Below are 16,673 nucleotides of genomic sequence, written 5' to 3' on the forward strand. Positions count from 1 at the left end.
ATCTGGCCGCCGATCGCAACTTGGATCGCACTGCAACGATTGCGGCGACCAAGTCTTCGCGATCCGTTTCGTGAACCCATTCATCCACGGTCAGCGCTTGCGACGAATTCCAACCAAGTTGGCAAGCAAGCGTGGGCGAAAGCTGGCAATGATAGGGTTCGCAGAAGAAAATGGCACTTCCCCCGCCTGAGATTTGCCTTTTTCCCAAAACAACCTGCATGGCATTGCCCTCCGCTGCAATGCTAAGCCGCCGCGTCGAGAGACATGAAAGATAAAAGAAATCGGTTTAGAAAACGGCAGCTGGGTTAGCTCCATACTACTTAGAATTGAATCCGCTTTTTTCAACTCTATTGCAATAATCCAAACGGATTAGTGCACTCTGGTTACCGTGACGCTTTCGCAGGTTTGCAGGCCTAGGCCACAGCCTCTGCGATCACTTTCGTCGCAGCCTCTAGGGCACCGCTTCCGTGAGGAATATCCAAGGCCTGCAAACCAGCCTCGATTACCGCCAATACGCCAAGGGTCATGTGGGCGTTGACATGACCCATATGGGCGACGCGCAGGAAGCCGTGCCAAGCTGGATCATTGGGAAGGGCCATGCCAAGGCCGATACCAAGCGTAACCCCCGCGCGGGTTTCGGTCCATTCGCGCAGGCGTGTGGCGTCGGGCGCCCCAATGCGGGCGGCGGTCACAGCACGGGCGCGGTATGCAGGATCGGCCATGTTCAAGCCGATACGCTCATTGCCCCTGCCCCAAGCCTCAAAGGCTGCCCAAACCGATTTGGCCAATGCCTCGTGCCGCGCCCAGACATTTGGCAGACCCTCCTCATGCAAGATCATCGTCAGGGCTTCGCGCAGACCAAACAGGTGGTGCGTCGGCGCGGTGCCATCCCAGTACTGCCAGAACTCGGTCGGCTCTGCCCTTGGCCCCCAAGCCCAATAGGGGGTGCGAAGATCCGACCCGAGGCAGCGTTGGCGCGCCTTTTCGGAAAACCAGACAAAGCCCATACCGGGAGGCGTCATCAGCCCCTTCTGGCTGGCAGACACCGTCAGATCGACACCCCAGTCGTCCATTCGGTATTCATCGCAGCCCATCGAGGCGATGCAGTCGACTGCCAAAAGCCCCGGATGCCCGGCGGCATCCATTGCGGCGCGCAAGGCTGGAATATCGGTTCGCACCGAGCTGGCTGTATCGACATGGGTTGTCAGCACCGCCTTGATCTCGCCGTTTCGGTCGGCACGCAGACGCTCTTCCACCCGGTTCATGTCGACCGGAGATGATTTGCCGGAATCGAGGATTTCGACATCTACCCCGACAGCCCGCGCGCTTTCCGCCCAGCCAATGCCAAAGCGACCTGTTGCCAGAACAAGGGCCTTATCGCCGCGCGAAAAGAGGTTGGCGTTTGCGGCTTCCCATGTGCCGTGGCCATTCGCGATATAGGCCGCAACGTGATGCGTGGTTCCCGCGATGGCGCGAAGATCCGGCCACATGCCGGCAACCATCTCGATCAGGTCACCGCCATATATGTTCGGAGAGGCGCGATGCATGGCGGCGAGCACGCGTTCCGGCATGACCGAGGGGCCGGGAATTGCAAGGTAAGGGCGTCCACGCGAAAGATCGGCTTTCAAGGGGATATCAAAGGTCATTCTACTGCCTGCCACAAAGCTATTCGCGCAATGGCTAGGCCGGGCAATCGGCGGCGTCAATTCCAGAAAGCAATGGGTGGATAGCATCTTGCAAGATCACGCCTCCTGCTTACCTTGCCTTGCGGGACTTGCCGCTTTCGCGCTAGACCCTGCTGCGGATGGCGGACCCGCCTTTCGATGCGTGAACTGTAAAGCCAAGGGCCGCTGAACACATGCCAAAGACCGCCGAACTGACCGAGGTCCCGGACGCGCCGCAAGGTTCGTTGGCGATGTGGTTCTGGCGCAAGTACCTTCGACAGAAGTCTGGAATGTTGCTGGTGGCCTTTGTCATCATGGTGATCGAAGGCGGCACGCTGGGGGCATTGTCCTATACGCTGGAGCCGCTGTTCGACTCTGTTTTTGCCTCGGGTGGGGCGGGCTCTCTACTTTCTGTCGGGTTGTTGATTTTCGGGCTATTCGTCTTGCGCGCCGTGACCTCGCTCGCGTCGAAATCGCTGCTGGCCCAGATCAGTTATCGGGTTGCAGCAGCCATGCAGGCCGATTTGTTGCGCCACCTGCTGACGCTTGATCTGAAGTTCTTTCAGACGAATTCTCCGGGCCGGCTGATCGAGCGCGTTCAGGGTGACACGCAATCGGTGCAGAATATCTGGATCACGCTGATTGCCGGTATCGGGCGCGATGTGATTTCGCTGATCGGTCTTTTTGCCGTGGCCATTTCAATCGACCCGGCTTGGACCTTGGCCGCTGTGATCGGCACACCCTTCCTGATCCTTCCCGCCGCCATCCTGCGGAAATACCTGCTTCGGAAAGCCCGCGTTGCGCGCAAGCAGGCAGGCGAACGGGCGACGCGGCTGGATGAAATCTTTCACGGCATTCAGGCGATCAAACTGAACCGGATGGAGGCGCATCAGGAAGACCGCTTTCGGACGGTGCTGAAAACAATCATCAGGGCCGAGACACGGGCGGCCTCGGGGCGCGCCGTGCTGCCCTCGCTGGTCGATATTGTCACCGGGGTCGGGTTTCTGGCGGTCCTGATGCTGGGCGGGCGCGAGGTTGCCGAGGGCAGCCGCACGACTGGCGAGTTCATGTCCTTTTTCACCGCAATGGTCCTGACCTTCCAGCCCATCCGCCGCTTGGGGGATCTGGCCGGACTGTGGCAGGTGGCCTTGGCGAGCCTTCAGCGAATTGCGGCGCTCCACGCCCTTCGCCCGGCGCATGACCGGCCAGAGAAAAGCCGCGCAGCCCCTGCCCCTTTGCCGCCGATGATTGCCTTTCGCAATGTTGGGTTCAGCTATGGCGATGCGGCGGTTTTGGATGATCTGAGCTTTGAAGCCGAAGCCGGAAAAGTGACCGCCTTGGTCGGGCCGTCTGGCGCGGGCAAGTCCACCATCTTTCATCTTTTGACAGGGCTTTCCGACCCGGATTCAGGCCATGTCGAAATCGGCGGTGTCGCGACAAAAGATTTGGCGCTGGAAGACCAGCGCGATCTCTTTGCCAGTGTCACACAGGATTCTTCGCTTTTCGATGAGCCTTTGCGCGACAACCTGACGGTTGGCCGCAGCGGCATTTCAGATGAGGAAATCTGGGCGGCGCTGGCCACGGCACAGGCGCGGGATTTCGTCGAGGCCCTGCCAAAAGGGCTTGATACGCCTGTTGGCCCGCGAGGGTCGACCCTTTCTGGCGGGCAACGTCAAAGGATCGCCATTGCGCGTGCGCTGCTGCGCAATGCGCCGGTGCTGCTGCTGGACGAAGCCACAAGCGCCCTTGATGCGGCGTCAGAACAAGCGCTTTCGCTGGCGCTGGAGACCGCTGGCAAGGGCCGGACGACCTTGGTCATCGCGCACAGGCTGGCGACGGTTCGCAATGCCGACAGGATTGTCGTGATGGACAAAGGGCGCGTGGTCGAATGCGGCACCAACGACGAATTGTTGGCGCAGGGGGGGCTTTATGCCAAGCTGCATGCCCTTCAATTCTTGGATCAGGAGAGCGCGACATGACCGGAGAAGCCGCGACCGGGCGTGTGGTTTGGACAGTCAACGGAGAGGATCGGTTCAAGTTCCTTCAAGGATTGATCAGCAACGATGTCTTGCCGCTGCAAAAGGCGCCGGGCATTTTCTGGGCCGCGCTTCTGACGCCGCAAGGGAAGTATCTGGCCGATTTTTTCGTTATCCGGCCGGAAGGCAGGGACGAGTTGCTGATCGACATCGCGGAGCCCCTTGCCGCCGACACGTTTAGACGGCTGACGATGTACCGTCTGCGCGCCGCCGTGCAGATCACGCCGACAGACATCGCTGTATCGCGCGGTCTTGGTGCGGCCCCTGCCGGTACCTTTGCCGACCCCAGAAGCCCGGCCTTGGGTTGGCGCGGATATGGTCGGAAAGAATTGGACGGGGAGCCGATGGTTGATTGGGATGATTTGCGCGTGACGCATACCATCCCGGAAAGTGGAATCGAATTGATCCCGAACGAAACCTATCTGCTGGAAGCCGGGTTCGAGCGCCTGCACGGGGTTGATTTTCGCAAGGGCTGCTATGTCGGGCAGGAAGTGACCGCCCGCATGAAGCACAAGACCGAACTACGCAAGGGTCTGGTCACGCTGGGAATCGAGGGATCGGCACCGATCGGAACCGCAATTCTGACCGCAGATGGCAAGGAAGCCGGGCGGTTGTACACTCAGGCAAATGGCAAAGCCCTTGCCCATATGCGGTTTGACCGCATGGATGGCGACCTTCTAGCCGATCATGCAAGGCTTATTCGCCTGCCGGACGCCAAGTGACACTACGTCGCAGCAGAATCTTACCAAACAGTTGAAATATTCGTGCTAAGCCCCATATCTCGTTTACTGCGGGGCCTTTGGCTCACTAAATCCGGTACGTCCCTTAAACAAGCCATGCGCCTCACGCATGACAGACATGCAAAAGGGGCAATTCCGAATCGGGCTTAAAAGTATAGGTTCCGCGGACGCTATAAAAAGACAAGAGCACAAATCAAGGACTGCCAAATGACGGGTTTCGTTGACAGCACGGCTTTCAACTACGAACAAGGCCAGCGCGCGCGCAAGCTTTTTGCTGCCGTGGTTTTGGCTGCACTCGACGACGCCATCGCCGACGACAAGAAATATGGCAACGGACCAGAACAGATTGCCCGCTGGGCGCGTTCGCGCGACGGCCGCGAAGTTCTGTCCTGCGCCGGGATTGATCCCAATGAACGCGTCGTCAAAGGCTTGATGGAATTTGTAGGCAAAGGTATTCGCACCTCTGTCGCGCTGTCGCGCGAAGAATCCGAGCGCCGCAATGCCCTTGAATCGGAAATGGGCGAAGCCGCCTGAGTCAGGCAATGCCAAGACATTAAAAAACGCGCCTCTCGGGGCGCGTTTTTTGTTTTGGCAAAGCGCCAAGGTCTGTGGCGATCACTCAAATTCGCGAACGGCCAAGGCGCGGGCAATTTCGGCACGCACCAGTTTGCGCACGTTGCGGGTGATACGCTCGCCGAGTGTGCCGGCCAGTTCTTCACGGATGATGTCCCGCACCAGATCGCGCAGCATTTCTTCGTCATAGGTGAATTCAGCGCCTGTAAACATCGACGAGGTATTTTCTTCCACCTCGCGCTCCAGTTCGGCACGGACTTCTGCCTCGGCCGCAGCGGCCCAATCATCGTCGGGCGGCGATACGAACCGCCGCTTCTCGGCTACGGGTTCTTCCTCGGCTTCCGCCAGATCATCGGCGTAATCGACATCCGCCGGGGTGTTGTCTTCAAAGTTCTGAGCCTCGAAATCCGACGCGGCATCGTCTTCCAAAAACTCTGGCCCGCTTTCCTCATTATCCGCCTCCGTCGGGCGGAAATGCAGACGGCTTTGTGACACCGCAGCGGACTGGCTGTCAGACAGTGCCACATCTTCCCATGCGGGTGGATCACCGACAGGGGATTCCCATTCTTCATCCCCCTCGCCGACGGCTGCGCCAAGACGGGCAATAACGTCCTGCACCTCATCACCATCCGTCGCACCAAAAGACGCTATGTCATCATCCGATGCCGAAAACGCAGCTTGGTTTTGGTCGGCAACCTGACCGTCGTCGATAGCGTTATCCGAGAAGTCTTCGCCTTCTTCGTGGGCATGGTCATCCGCGACCGCAGTCGGTTCTTCGATCACACGCAAGGACGGGGTCAACAGAAGTTTCGCAGCACCGGCACTGGCTTCGGGCTTGGAAGGCGCCCGTGGTGCAGCGGCATCAGCCTTCGGCGTTGGCCGAAGATCCTCGGACACCAAACGTCGGATGGACGAGAGAACATCCTCGATTTCGTGATTGCTCATTGGTTCTGACATTAAAGCACTGCCCATCATTTCCCCAGTTCCGCCGCCAAAAACACGACATTCCGGGCCTGTTGTTGCAAGTTTAATGCCGACTGGAACAATTAACAAGAAATTGGCGTGACTGGGTTAACAATTCGCCGATGCACCCAGCACGAGTCGGAGAGGTTCAGTTCCCGATCTTGCCCAGAATACGGTCCAGCTTTGCCCCTTGCTTGGAATGGACTGGGGCATTTTTGACGGCGTTGTAATATTGGGCCGGGTCATAGGTTGGAATGCCAAGGCCAAGATGTTCAACCGTCAGCAAACCCATTGTCCGCAGCACAGCATATACACCGAGATAGCGCTGCGCTTCGGCTTGGATCCGGGTCACGCGGGCATCCAGCAACTCCTGCTCGGCATTCAGCACGTCGAGTGTGGTGCGTGCGCCCAAGCTGGCCTCTTCACGCACACCGTCAAAAGCAGTCTGCGCTGCACGGATCTGGCGATCGCCTGCCTGCACCTGGGCATTCGCCATCGCAAGGTTTGACCATGTCGCCCCCACGCCTTCGGAAATTGCCACCCCGGCTTGGGCAAGGTCGGCCCGTGCACCATCGCGATTGGCAATCGCCTGGCGCAGAACAGACGCCTTTGAACCACCCGAATAGATTTCCTGATTCAGGTTCAGGCCAAAACTTTGATCATTCACGCCAAAACTGTTCTTCGACGCCGAAAGGCCCGCCGTCACGGTCGGCATGAAATCCGCTTTCGCGGCTTCGATACCCAATTCGCGAATGGTCACACCCCGCTGCGCCTGAAGGATCGACGGGTGGGTCTTAAGCGCGACAGCCCGCGCAGCTTCCATGCTTTTCGGCAGGCTCGGAGCCTTTGGCAGCGCCTTCAACGCGCCGGGATAGGAACCCGTTGCGGCTTTGTAGGATTCGCGGGCAATCATTAGGTTGCCTTCTGCAACGGCCAGCGCCGCGCGGGCGGCAGCAAGGCGTGCTTCGGCAATCGACACATCCGTCCGCGTAATTTCACCCACGTCAAAACGGTCTTGGGCCGCACGAAGCTCTTGGGTGACAAGCCGCACGTTCGACTGGCGCAGGCCAACGATCTGCGACTGCACCTGCACGTCAACATAGGCAGATACCGCCGCGAACAGGACTTCCTGCTCGATGTTCTTCAGCGCCTCACGCGTTGCCAGAACGGTTTCCTTGCGCAATTCGATCCCGATGGCGCGGCGCCCGAAATCGAACAGCATCATGCTGGCCGAAAGTTCAAAAGTCGTACGCCAACCCGACACGAATTTGGCATTGTCAGCGGGCTGTGAGCGGCCCCAGCCCGAGCTGAGCGTATATTCGACCACCGGGCGCAAGGTTGCCACGGCCTGTGCCACATCTTCATCTGCTGCGCGCAGAACCGCCGCCTGTTTGTCGATCAGGTTCGAATTTCGGTAGGCAGAGATGAAGGCATCTGTCAGGGTTTCTGCCTGCGCTACCGGGGCGGCCACTACGAACGCGGCCACAGCCGCCATCCCAAGAATATTGCGCATTAAAAACAGTCCCTTGCTCGTCTTCTTCCGCCTTCAGCGCTTTTTACGCGCACGGGCGCATTTTCCGTCGAATTGCCGGGCGTGATTGCCCGGCACAGGCCCGAATTACAGGGCGAAGGCGCGTTCCTTGGCAAAGCCCGCAACGACTGGTGCCGATGCATTAAAGGCAAAACGCCAATCAAGGCGCCCGTCGCGTTTATACCCGATCCGAACCGATCCAAGCTGGCCTTCCATGAAGATCGCAGCGATACGGCCGCCGTCTTTCAGTTGATCAAGAAGCGCCTGCGGAATGATTTCCACGCCACCCTGCACCGTGATCACGTCATATGGGCCGTGCTTTGCAGCGCCTTCAGCCAGAGGGCCGACGATGACTGCGGCATTGTCCACAGATTCGGACGACAAGGTGCTTTGCGCGTCCGACGCAAGGCTGTCATCCGCTTCCACAGCAACCACTGCATCGGCAAGCCGGGCAATGACTGCGGTGGAGTAACCGAGACCGCAGCCCAGATCGAGCACGGTTTCCGTTGGATGAATATCAAGCGCGTCCAGCATTTTCGCCAAGGTGCGCGGTTCCAGAACCACGCGGCCGGCGGAAAGGGGCAGGTTTTCCCCCATATAGGCGGCCTCGCGCAGGTGGCGGGGCACATAGACCTCACGAGGGACGTGGAGCATCGCCTCGATGATCGGGAACTTGGTCACGTCCGACGGGCGAACCTGAGTGTCTACCATCATCACACGGCGGGTGGCGAAATCGGTCATGTCTGAACTCTTCAGTCTAGTTCCGTTCCGTTCCGTCTTGCCACATTCGCGGGAAGGGAGCAACGGGACAAAACTCCACACGGTGCTGTGCGCTGCGCTTTTTCGACGCGCAGGCAATTTCTGGGGCAATAAGTCAGTTGTTGCCTGTGCTAGCCGGAGTCTCCGAGATCCGCAGGGAAGGTGCGATGACGGCAATCGCTGCCGCTGCATCAGAAGAAAGATCAAAGGTGCAAAGCGGGCCGAGCTTCACCTCTTGGCAGGGTCCATTTTCCTCGACCACCCACTCAGGCGGGTTCAGGAACCAGACGTCGGCGCCATCGCCTTCGATGTCCTCGAAGAAAACGGCCGAGAGTTCTTGTGCCAAAGTTCCATCCCCAAAATCGAAATAATAGGGCTTTTCCGCGGCCCATCCCTTCGGCAAGTCAAACAGAAGTCCCGTTGCGTCATCCTTGAATGAACAGGCCGGCGCATCGGGGCATCGGAACGGAATTGACGCCTCTAGGGAAAGCAGTGGCACTTCATAAGCCTGAGCGGTCCCTGAAACGATCGTCACTTCGGTTTCAAACACCTCGACCTCGGAAAAGGCCGAAACGAGGTAGGCCCCCGGGTCAAGGCTGATGTTCCACGGCCCCGCAAAGGCCTCGGCTTCGACCACCATCGCCTCTAGCATATCCGCATCGGCCGCGAGGTCTGTTGGTGTGGCCGACCAAGTCACCGAACGGTCTGCAAATTCAGGGGGCAAGGAGAAAGACACAGAAACCGGCTCTGCGGTGGCATTTGCCAGCGAAAGTCCCCAAGCAAGAACTGCCCCCCAAACCACCCGCATGCTTACGCCTCTTGGTTTTTCATTGATTCTGATCTTGCCCCCGCCGCTGATTGTCCGCCAGCCCAGTTTACAGCCTTTGCCCCCAATTCCTTGAACTTGGCCGATGCACGAGACAGTCGGTCTTCCCAGACCGGGTCTGGCTGCTGGCCTTCGGTGACCCTGAAGAACACCTGCATCATGCAGGCGATGGCAAAGGGTTCGATCAAAGCGGCCTTGACCGCCCAAGCAAGCACAAGGGCAAAGACAAAGCTGCCCGCGGCCCCTTCTCCGGGCATGGCCCAGACAAGCGCTGCCGCCGGGGCCAACATGAAGAAGAAGACAAGAATTGACAGACCCCAGACGATGACCGTCAACCAAGCGGCGTTTTTCAGCATTGGGCGTGCGTTCTGGCCATAAAGCACCAGCGCACGTTGCGCATCAGACCACGGATTTTGCGAGTTTCTTGCGATCAGGTCGGCAAGAATGACCTCATCAATCAAACCGACGGCAAGCCGTAGATAGGCCCTGACAATTCCCATGACCCGGTCCAACCCCGGAATAGGCAGTATCGTCAGCAATCCTTGCACGATGCCTGTGATGGCCGCGACCACGCCCTTGATCAGCACATCAAGGCCGAACAAGGCATTGGCCGTACCGAACTGTTCCGTCACCACGGCGCGAGCATGGTCGATTTGCGCCCTGCCAGCCGGAATGTCACGCCCCTGCATCAGTTCTACCAGAACGGCGATATGGCCCGCCTTGACGATGTAGAGCAACCAATCGCGAAAGAAGAACAGGACGCCAGCCGTCAGGCCAAAGCCGCCAATCCCGCCCCAAGCGGTTGATTGCGCCTGAAACTCTTGGTCACCGAACGCGCCAATGCCATAGCCAACCCCAGCCCCTGCCCCGGTCGAGACAATCAAGGCAGCAGCTATTCCGAAATAGACGACTGCGCGAAAAACAACGAACGGTGCGGTGCGGGCCATCAAACCCAACGCCTGACTGATAGAAAAATCCCACATTTTCAAGATACCCCAAAGACCAAAAATCTGCACCGCAGGATTTGCGATAGCGCCGATCTTGGCAAGTCAGGTCTTTCGTTTTGTGGGGTATGGATTCCCCGACGCCTTTTGAACCAAAGCCGTCACGCGCGCCCCTTGTTCAAGCTCAGGATCGTTGCATTTAAGGCGGCGGCGACAGTGACCCAAAGCAGATAGGGAAGAACCAAAAGCCCGGCCAATGGATCAAGCCCCCAGAACACAACGGTCATCGCTGCGACGGCCAGCCACAGCATTGAAATGATGGCCAACCCCGCTTTCATGCGACGCAGTCTAAAGAAAACCGGAGTCCACAAAGTGTTCAGGGCAATCTGGGCAGCCCAAAGCGCCAGCCCCAGCCCGGCAGATGGCTCTGTCCCCGAAAGTGTTGAGATGCGCGCTGCCGCAATCGCCATCGCCAGATAAAGCGCTGTCCAGACGATCGGAAAGGCGCGGTTTGGCGGAGTCCAGCGCGGCTTTTCCAGCTTGCGATACCAATCGCCGGGCGGAAACAACACACCCGTAGACGCCGCAGCCCCGCAGGCCAGCAGAAAAACAAAGAAGACTGTCCAATCCATGATACCGCCCCACCTGATCGCGTTCGTTGAAACGCATCTATGCCCTAGACATAGTCTGATCGGTCATATTGCACGCGGTTTTCTTAGGCACGGTGAACGGCGGTCTGCCCAAAAATTCGGTCCATGTGCTGGCCGAGGTAGATATGCAGCCACGGCGTATAGTCTTCAGGCTTGCGCGCAACGCGCGCGGCCAAATCATACAGATCGACCCATCGGGTTTCAGCAACTTCGTCAGCATTGGGTTGAATCAAAAGACCGCTGGACGCCTCGGCCAGATACACGTCGACGACTTCATGTTCGATCAGCCCCCCGCCCACTTCGGCGCGGTATTCGATCTGGTCGGCGAAACTTGGAAAGACGCCTATGATCCCAAGTTCTTCCCTGAGCCGGCGAACCGCGCAACTGGCCGGGTCTTCTTCCCAATGTGGGTGCGTGCAGCAGGTGTTCGCCCATAGACCGGGCGTGTGATATTTGGAAAGCGCGCGGCGCTGGATCAGCACCTCGTTGCCGCGCATCAGGAAGACTGAAACAGCTTTGTGTCGCAGGCCCCTGCGATGAACCTCAAGCTTGCCAACAGGCGTCAGCTGTCCGTCAACCCATGCGGGGATCTGTTCTTCCAAAACGTTCGCCGTCACCGACTAGCCTCCAGAAGCGTACCCGCCTTTTTTCAGCAGGCAAAACGCATCGTACCGTACCCCGGTTAACTTTTCAGGGCGCTTTGCCCTAAGCCTTTTTGGGCGAGCTTGGCAAGTCTTTCGCCATAAGGCCAGACACCGCGCTGCCACGCGATCTTTGGCCGCAGAAGCGCGTCGGAGCGATCGTCAGAGCACCGTCAGAACGAGACCGATAATCGCGCATCCGGCAATAGCGTATCCGCCGTCGATAACCGTCAGCATCGCGGGCCGCATGGCGTAGGCATTGTTGATCATGATCCAAGGCGCGATGAAAAACGCCCCGATCCCAAGTCCAGCGATCAACCCGCCACCTGCCGTGCCGATACCCGCCATCGAAAGGATATGGCGCATCATGCCCGCCACCACCACCATCGCAATTGCCGAGAGGACAAAGGGCAGCGGCGAGCCATTGCCCTTAGGCTTTCCGTTTTCATCCATCGCAATACCCGCGGCTTGCATCCAAGGCTTGGACAAGGTCATGTAATAAGCCGCACCAAAGCCCCAAGCGGCCGCCGCGGCGACCAGAACACTCAAGAAACCCATTTATACCTCCCTCGCGCACCGTTTTGGCTGCGTCACTCAATCATGCTTGGGGACCGAAAGCCAAACAAGGATAAAGCAGGGCTATCGTAGCCTCGGGTCACACCGATACGGTGCTGCGAAGCTGTTCTTTGGGAAGGTCGATCTTTGTCCCTTCCAAGGCGACGGAGCCGCGTTTGAGGACATAGAAACGATCTGACAGATCATAGGCGAATTCGAAATACTGTTCGACCAGAATGATCGCCATATCGCCCTTTGATTTCAGATAGCTGATCACCCGTCCGATCTGTTGGATGATGTTGGGCTGGATGCCTTCAGTGGGTTCATCCATCAGCAGAACCTTGGGCCGCATGATCATGGCGCGCGCAATGGCAAGTTGTTGTTGCTGCCCGCCGGAAAGGTCACCGCCTCTGCGATGGCCCATGTCTTTCAGGACAGGGAACAGATCGTATATTTCTTCCGGAATGCGATGTTCCGACCGGGGAAGCAGAGCAAAAGCGGTTTCCATATTCTCGCGCACGGTCAGAAGCGGAAAGATCATTCGCCCTTGCGGCACGACCGCAAGACCGCGCCGGGCCATCGCCTGCGGAGGGCAGACGGGAACTTCTTGCCCGTCCATCACCACTTTGCCGCCGGATCGTGGGTGAGTTCCGGCCAAAGCCTTCAAGAGCGACGTCTTGCCCACACCGTTTGTCCCCATCACGCAAGTTACCTCGCCTGCGCGGGCGGTCATGGAAATGCCATGCAGGATCTGGCTGCCGCCATAATGCAGGGTCAGGTCACGTGTTTCGATCATGGCGCATCACCGTCCAAGATAGACGTCGATGACGTCAGGATTTTTCGTCACATGGTCAAGGCTGCCTTCGGCCAACACGCTGCCTTCGTGCAGAACCGTCACCTTGCAGTTCAGTCGGCGCACAAATTCCATATCATGTTCGACCACGACGACGGCGCGTGTCTTGGCCAGTTCCACCAAGAGCGCGGTGGTGTGTTCCCGTTCGGCAAGCGTCATGCCCGCAGCCGGTTCATCAACCAAAAGGAGGCGCGGCTCTTGGGCCAAAAGCATACCGATTTCCAGCCATTGCTTTTGGCCATGGCTCAGGTCGCCTGATTTGCGGGGCAACTGGTCGGCAAGGCCGACCTCGGCCGCCAAGGTCGCAACACGCTCATGATCCGTTGGACCCGGACGCCAAAACAGAACCGCAAAAGGACCACGATGGGCCTTCAGCGCCATCATCAGGTTTTCCGCCACGGTCTGGTCTTCAAAAACGGTCGGTCGCTGGAATTTGCGACCAATGCCGATCCGGGCGATCTGCGCCTCACTCATCCTGAGGAGTGAACGCGAATAATCCCCCCAAAGCACCTTGCCCTGATCAGGGCGGGTCTTGCCCGTGACGATATCCATGAAGGTCGTCTTGCCTGCCCCATTCGGCCCGATGATGGCCCGCAATTCCGCGGGGCCAATTGAAAAGGACAGGTTGTTGATCGCGCGAAAGCCGTCAAAGGTGACGGAAACACCGGAAACTTCAAGCAGAGCGCCCATTATTCCTGCGCCTCCTTCTCCATCAGCGAGCCGTCATCGGGGCCAAGAGGGGCGCCTTTCCGGTCGGGACTGCGGACATGGGTAGCCAGATCAAACAGACCGCCGATGCCTTTGGGCGCATAAAGCGTGACCAGAACGAAGGCGACGCCCAGCAGAACCAGCCACCAATCGACCCAGTTGATCGTGTAAATGCCCAGGTCGATGCTGGGCGCCCGGCCCCCGGTAAACCAGCTGGACAAAAGCGAAACGAAGGCCGCGCCAATGACCGCACCGTAAAGCCGCCCACGCCCACCAATCGCGACCCAGACCGCAAGATAGATAGAGGCAATGGGGGCAAGTTCTGCCGGGTTGATGATCCCTGCTTGGGGGTAATAAAGCGCCCCGGCAATGGCTGCGATGATGGCTGTCAGGGTAAAGACGAAAAGCTTGTAGCCTTCGACCGAATATCCCAAGAACCGCACGCGCTGTTCGTCATCCCGGATCGCCCGGATCACAGAGCCGAACTTGCCCGCGACAACCCAAGACAAAAGCACAAAGACAGCGGCAAGGGCCAAGGCCGAGGCCCAGAAGAACCAGACGGACAGGCGATCTTGCGAAACGTCGGTCAGGCCGGGAATGTTCTGAAGGCCGGAGAGGCCGTTATTGCCACGAAGACCGGAATCATTCTGGAAGAGGTAGAGCGCAAGCGCCAGCGTCATGGCCTGCGTCAGGATCGAAAGGTAAACCCCCGTCACACGACTGCGGAAGGCCAGCCATCCAAAGACCAGCGCCAATACACCAGGCACGGCCAAGGCAAGGAAAAGCTGGATGGGCAGGCTATGGGCAAAGAACCAGATCGCTGGCAGTTCAGACCCGCCGACCACGCCGAAAATCTGCGTGGCGATCCCGTTTCGGATCTCTTCGGCCGTTGCGGGCAGCGCCTCATTCGCCATGGCGGCGATGACGATCTCTTCGGTCCGCGCATACATCAGCCACATGCCGACCATGTAACCGCCGATGGCGAAGAAGGCCATGTGACCCAGCGACAGGATGCCCGCGTAGCCCCAGATCAGATCCATCGCCAAGGCGACGAGGCAAAGGCAAAGCGTTTTGCCCAATGTCTTGACGAAAGAGGTGGAAAGGAAAGCCACCCCATAGGCTTCGGACAAAAGTGTGACGCCCAGAGTAAAGACCGCCAGCGCAAGGAGGAAGTAAAGAACCTGCGGGTTCCGGGCAAGGATGGGACGGGTCATGGTCAGTCTCCCGCCGCACGGCCCTTGAGCGCGATGATGCCGCGTGGCCGGAATTGGATGAAGAGGATGATGAAGAGGATCATGTAGGTTTGCGCGGCAAGGGTGTTCGAAGGATTGAACCATTCGATGCCCTTTTGAAGCGTACCGATCATCAGGGCACCCGCAAGCGTGCCCCAGATATTGCCGACCCCACCCACAACCACGGTCATGAAGCTTTGCACGATATAGTCGGACCCAAGCTCTGAAGTGACCTTGGCAAAAAGCCCGATGGCTACGCCTGCAATTCCGGCAATGCCAGAACCAAGGCCAAAGGTCAGCATGTTGATACGATCAGGATTGATGCCCATGCTGGCAGCCATCGACGGATTTTGCGTCACCGCCCGCACTTCAAGCCCCAGCCTTGTGCGGCGCATCAGCCAAAGGAAGAACAGCAAGAAGACAAGGGCCAGCACGAAAATCGCGATGCGGATATAGCTGATCGAGACCACGTCGTTGAAGGTCAGCGCCCCATCGAGCCACGCGGGCGAGGTTAGCGGCCTTGCTTGTGTGCCAAAGATGTTCTTGGCCATTTGCTGAAGGGCAATCGAGATCCCGAAAGTGGCAAGCAGGGTTTCCAGCGGTCGCTTATACAGGTGGCGGATCACAAGCCGCTCCATCAGGACACCGGCCGCAAAGGTCACGGCAAAGGCCAGTGGCAGGGCAAGGATCAGCGAAACTGTGTAATTCGGCACGAAAAGCTGAACCACATAGCCAGTGTAGGCCCCCATCATGATGAATTCACCATGGGCCATGTTGATGACCCGCATCACACCGAAGGTGATCGCCAAGCCAATCGCGGCAAGGAAGTAGATCGACGCAAGCGAAAGCGCATCAAGTACCAGGTCGGCGGTCTGCATCGCGCCCAACTTGACCTCGATCCCCTTGAGCAGGCCCGTTGCGGCACTGGTGACGGCGCTGTCAGCTTCGGCATAGGTATCAAGGAAGCGATGCGCTGCCACTGCGGCCGCGACCTCGTCATCGGTCGCCGCAGCCGGGACGGACCCAGCAGCCTCTAGCGCGGAATAGGCGCGATCGCGGGCCGCTGGCGTGTTCAGCTCTGCCACTGGGATCCCGGCCACCTTGCCGTCGACGATATTTGCAGCCAAAGCAGACTTCAATTCGGCGCGGGTCAGACGCGCGGGAGCAAGGCCTTGGGCAGAAAGGATCGCATAAGCGTCTTCAACACTGATGTCGCGACCAGGGCGAATTTCTGCCGCGATATTTCCATTAGCCTGCATCTGCGCCGGAATGGCAGTGCGGGTGGTGACGAGAAGCGGGTTGATCGCGGCCCGAAGATCAAGCCCGAGATCGCCAGAAAAGCTTTCGATTGCGGCAACGCGGGCGGCGCTATCTGGATCAAATCTCAGGGTCAAGAGACGTTCAAGGCGCGTCTTCTGGGCAAGGATCGCCGGATCGGTTTCACCCTCAATCGAGGCACGCAGGGGTGTAAGATGTTCGGCAGAAGGGTCGCGGGCGATGGAGACAAGGGCCGCCTCGCGCTTTAATTGGTCTGGATCGGAAAGCTGGAATTGAACAAGCGCCGTTGCGATCAGGCCGCGCACACCAGCATTCGGCTTAAGCTCGACGATTTCGGCCTTTGGCGCATTGCCCGCGGCCTGCCCCTCTAAAGACATCAGCTTATAGCCGTTGCCTTCGACTTCTATAAGGAAGAAAACTCCGTCGGCCTTTCGAATGCCAAGGCCCTTTTCTGCCCACGCGGCAAGCACGATTGCGGCCTGCGGATCGCCAGAGGAAGCAAGAGCCTCGATCACTGGACCGATCGTGGTGCGCGACGCCTTTTCGACGAGCGCCCGGTTTTCCGAAAGAATCTGGGTGACGGTCTGGCCTTGAGCATGGCCAAGATGCGGCATGAAAAGGAGGAGTGCCGCGAAAAGGGCAGCAGCTATAAGGCGCATCTACGCGGTCCTTGGATGGTAGAGAGTGAGTGTGGGGCGGGAGTGGCTCCCGCCCCGATGA

At 58.7% G+C, this 16,673-nt stretch carries 16 protein-coding genes; 3 read left to right on the forward strand and 13 right to left on the reverse strand.

What is annotated here, in order from left to right:
- Positions 1-413: 413 nt before the first annotated feature.
- Positions 414-1,646, reverse strand: a complete 1,233-nt coding sequence (locus ACSBLW_RS05770; protein WP_435259278.1) for a pyridoxal-phosphate-dependent aminotransferase family protein — start codon at positions 1,644-1,646, stop codon at positions 414-416.
- 212 nt (positions 1,647-1,858) lie between these two features.
- Between ACSBLW_RS05770 and ACSBLW_RS05775 the strand changes: the two genes are divergently transcribed.
- From ACSBLW_RS05775 to ACSBLW_RS05785, 3 genes are all read left to right on the forward strand, one after another.
- Complete coding sequence (locus ACSBLW_RS05775; RefSeq protein ID WP_435259279.1) at positions 1,859-3,643, forward strand: ABC transporter ATP-binding protein; 1,785 nt, start codon at positions 1,859-1,861, stop codon at positions 3,641-3,643.
- Positions 3,640-4,422: a YgfZ/GcvT domain-containing protein gene (locus tag ACSBLW_RS05780; RefSeq protein ID WP_435259280.1), complete on the forward strand. Its 783-nt coding sequence runs from the start codon at positions 3,640-3,642 to the stop codon at positions 4,420-4,422. Before ACSBLW_RS05775 ends, ACSBLW_RS05780 begins: the two co-directional genes overlap by 4 nt.
- 225 nt (positions 4,423-4,647) lie before the next feature.
- Positions 4,648-4,974 carry a DUF6280 family protein gene (locus ACSBLW_RS05785; protein ID WP_435259281.1) on the forward strand — a complete coding sequence of 109 codons (327 nt, stop codon included), beginning with the start codon at positions 4,648-4,650 and terminating at the stop codon, positions 4,972-4,974.
- A gap of 81 nt (positions 4,975-5,055) precedes the next feature.
- Here ACSBLW_RS05785 and ACSBLW_RS05790 read toward each other — a convergent pair whose 3' ends face one another.
- The 12 genes from ACSBLW_RS05790 to urtB all read right to left on the reverse strand — a co-directional run bounded on the left by ACSBLW_RS05790 (position 5,056) and on the right by urtB (position 16,612).
- Positions 5,056-5,958, reverse strand: coding sequence for a hypothetical protein (locus ACSBLW_RS05790; protein WP_435259282.1), 903 nt, complete (start codon positions 5,956-5,958; stop codon positions 5,056-5,058).
- A 166-nt stretch (positions 5,959-6,124) separates the two neighbouring features.
- Positions 6,125-7,489, reverse strand: a complete 1,365-nt coding sequence (locus ACSBLW_RS05795; RefSeq protein ID WP_435259283.1) for a TolC family outer membrane protein — start codon at positions 7,487-7,489, stop codon at positions 6,125-6,127.
- Between the two features lie 105 nt (positions 7,490-7,594).
- Positions 7,595-8,248 carry a protein-L-isoaspartate O-methyltransferase family protein gene (locus tag ACSBLW_RS05800; RefSeq protein WP_435259284.1) on the reverse strand — a complete coding sequence of 218 codons (654 nt, stop codon included), beginning with the start codon at positions 8,246-8,248 and terminating at the stop codon, positions 7,595-7,597.
- Between the two features lie 133 nt (positions 8,249-8,381).
- Complete coding sequence (locus ACSBLW_RS05805) at positions 8,382-9,074, reverse strand: hypothetical protein (protein WP_435259285.1); 693 nt, start codon at positions 9,072-9,074, stop codon at positions 8,382-8,384.
- Between the two features lie 2 nt (positions 9,075-9,076).
- Positions 9,077-10,075 (reverse strand): hypothetical protein, encoded by a 999-nt coding sequence (locus tag ACSBLW_RS05810; RefSeq protein ID WP_435259286.1) that lies wholly within the window; start codon positions 10,073-10,075, stop codon positions 9,077-9,079.
- A gap of 122 nt (positions 10,076-10,197) precedes the next feature.
- Entirely contained in the window at positions 10,198-10,668 is a 471-nt protein-coding gene (gene tspO, locus ACSBLW_RS05815) for a tryptophan-rich sensory protein TspO (protein ID WP_435259287.1), read from the reverse strand.
- 83 nt (positions 10,669-10,751) lie between these two features.
- A complete protein-coding gene (gene idi / locus ACSBLW_RS05820; protein ID WP_435260051.1) occupies positions 10,752-11,288 on the reverse strand; it encodes an isopentenyl-diphosphate Delta-isomerase in 537 nt (178 codons plus the stop codon).
- Between the two features lie 201 nt (positions 11,289-11,489).
- Positions 11,490-11,885, reverse strand: coding sequence for a DUF1761 domain-containing protein (locus ACSBLW_RS05825; RefSeq protein WP_435259288.1), 396 nt, complete (start codon positions 11,883-11,885; stop codon positions 11,490-11,492).
- 97 nt (positions 11,886-11,982) lie between these two features.
- Complete coding sequence (urtE, locus tag ACSBLW_RS05830; protein ID WP_435259289.1) at positions 11,983-12,678, reverse strand: urea ABC transporter ATP-binding subunit UrtE; 696 nt, start codon at positions 12,676-12,678, stop codon at positions 11,983-11,985.
- Positions 12,679-12,684: 6 nt separating this feature from the next.
- The gene (urtD, locus tag ACSBLW_RS05835) at positions 12,685-13,425 is read right to left on the reverse strand and encodes an urea ABC transporter ATP-binding protein UrtD (RefSeq protein WP_435259290.1); all 741 of its coding nucleotides are present in this window, start codon (positions 13,423-13,425) and stop codon (positions 12,685-12,687) included.
- Positions 13,425-14,657, reverse strand: a complete 1,233-nt coding sequence (urtC, locus tag ACSBLW_RS05840; RefSeq protein WP_435259291.1) for an urea ABC transporter permease subunit UrtC — start codon at positions 14,655-14,657, stop codon at positions 13,425-13,427. Before urtC ends, urtD begins: the two co-directional genes overlap by 1 nt.
- 2 nt (positions 14,658-14,659) lie before the next feature.
- Positions 14,660-16,612 (reverse strand): urea ABC transporter permease subunit UrtB, encoded by a 1,953-nt coding sequence (gene urtB / locus ACSBLW_RS05845; RefSeq protein ID WP_435259292.1) that lies wholly within the window; start codon positions 16,610-16,612, stop codon positions 14,660-14,662.
- Positions 16,613-16,673 lie beyond the last annotated feature (61 nt).

The sequence above is a fragment of the Thioclava sp. FR2 genome (assembly GCF_051200875.1).
In the GTDB taxonomy this organism is placed as follows: Bacteria; Pseudomonadota; Alphaproteobacteria; order Rhodobacterales; family Rhodobacteraceae; genus Pseudotabrizicola.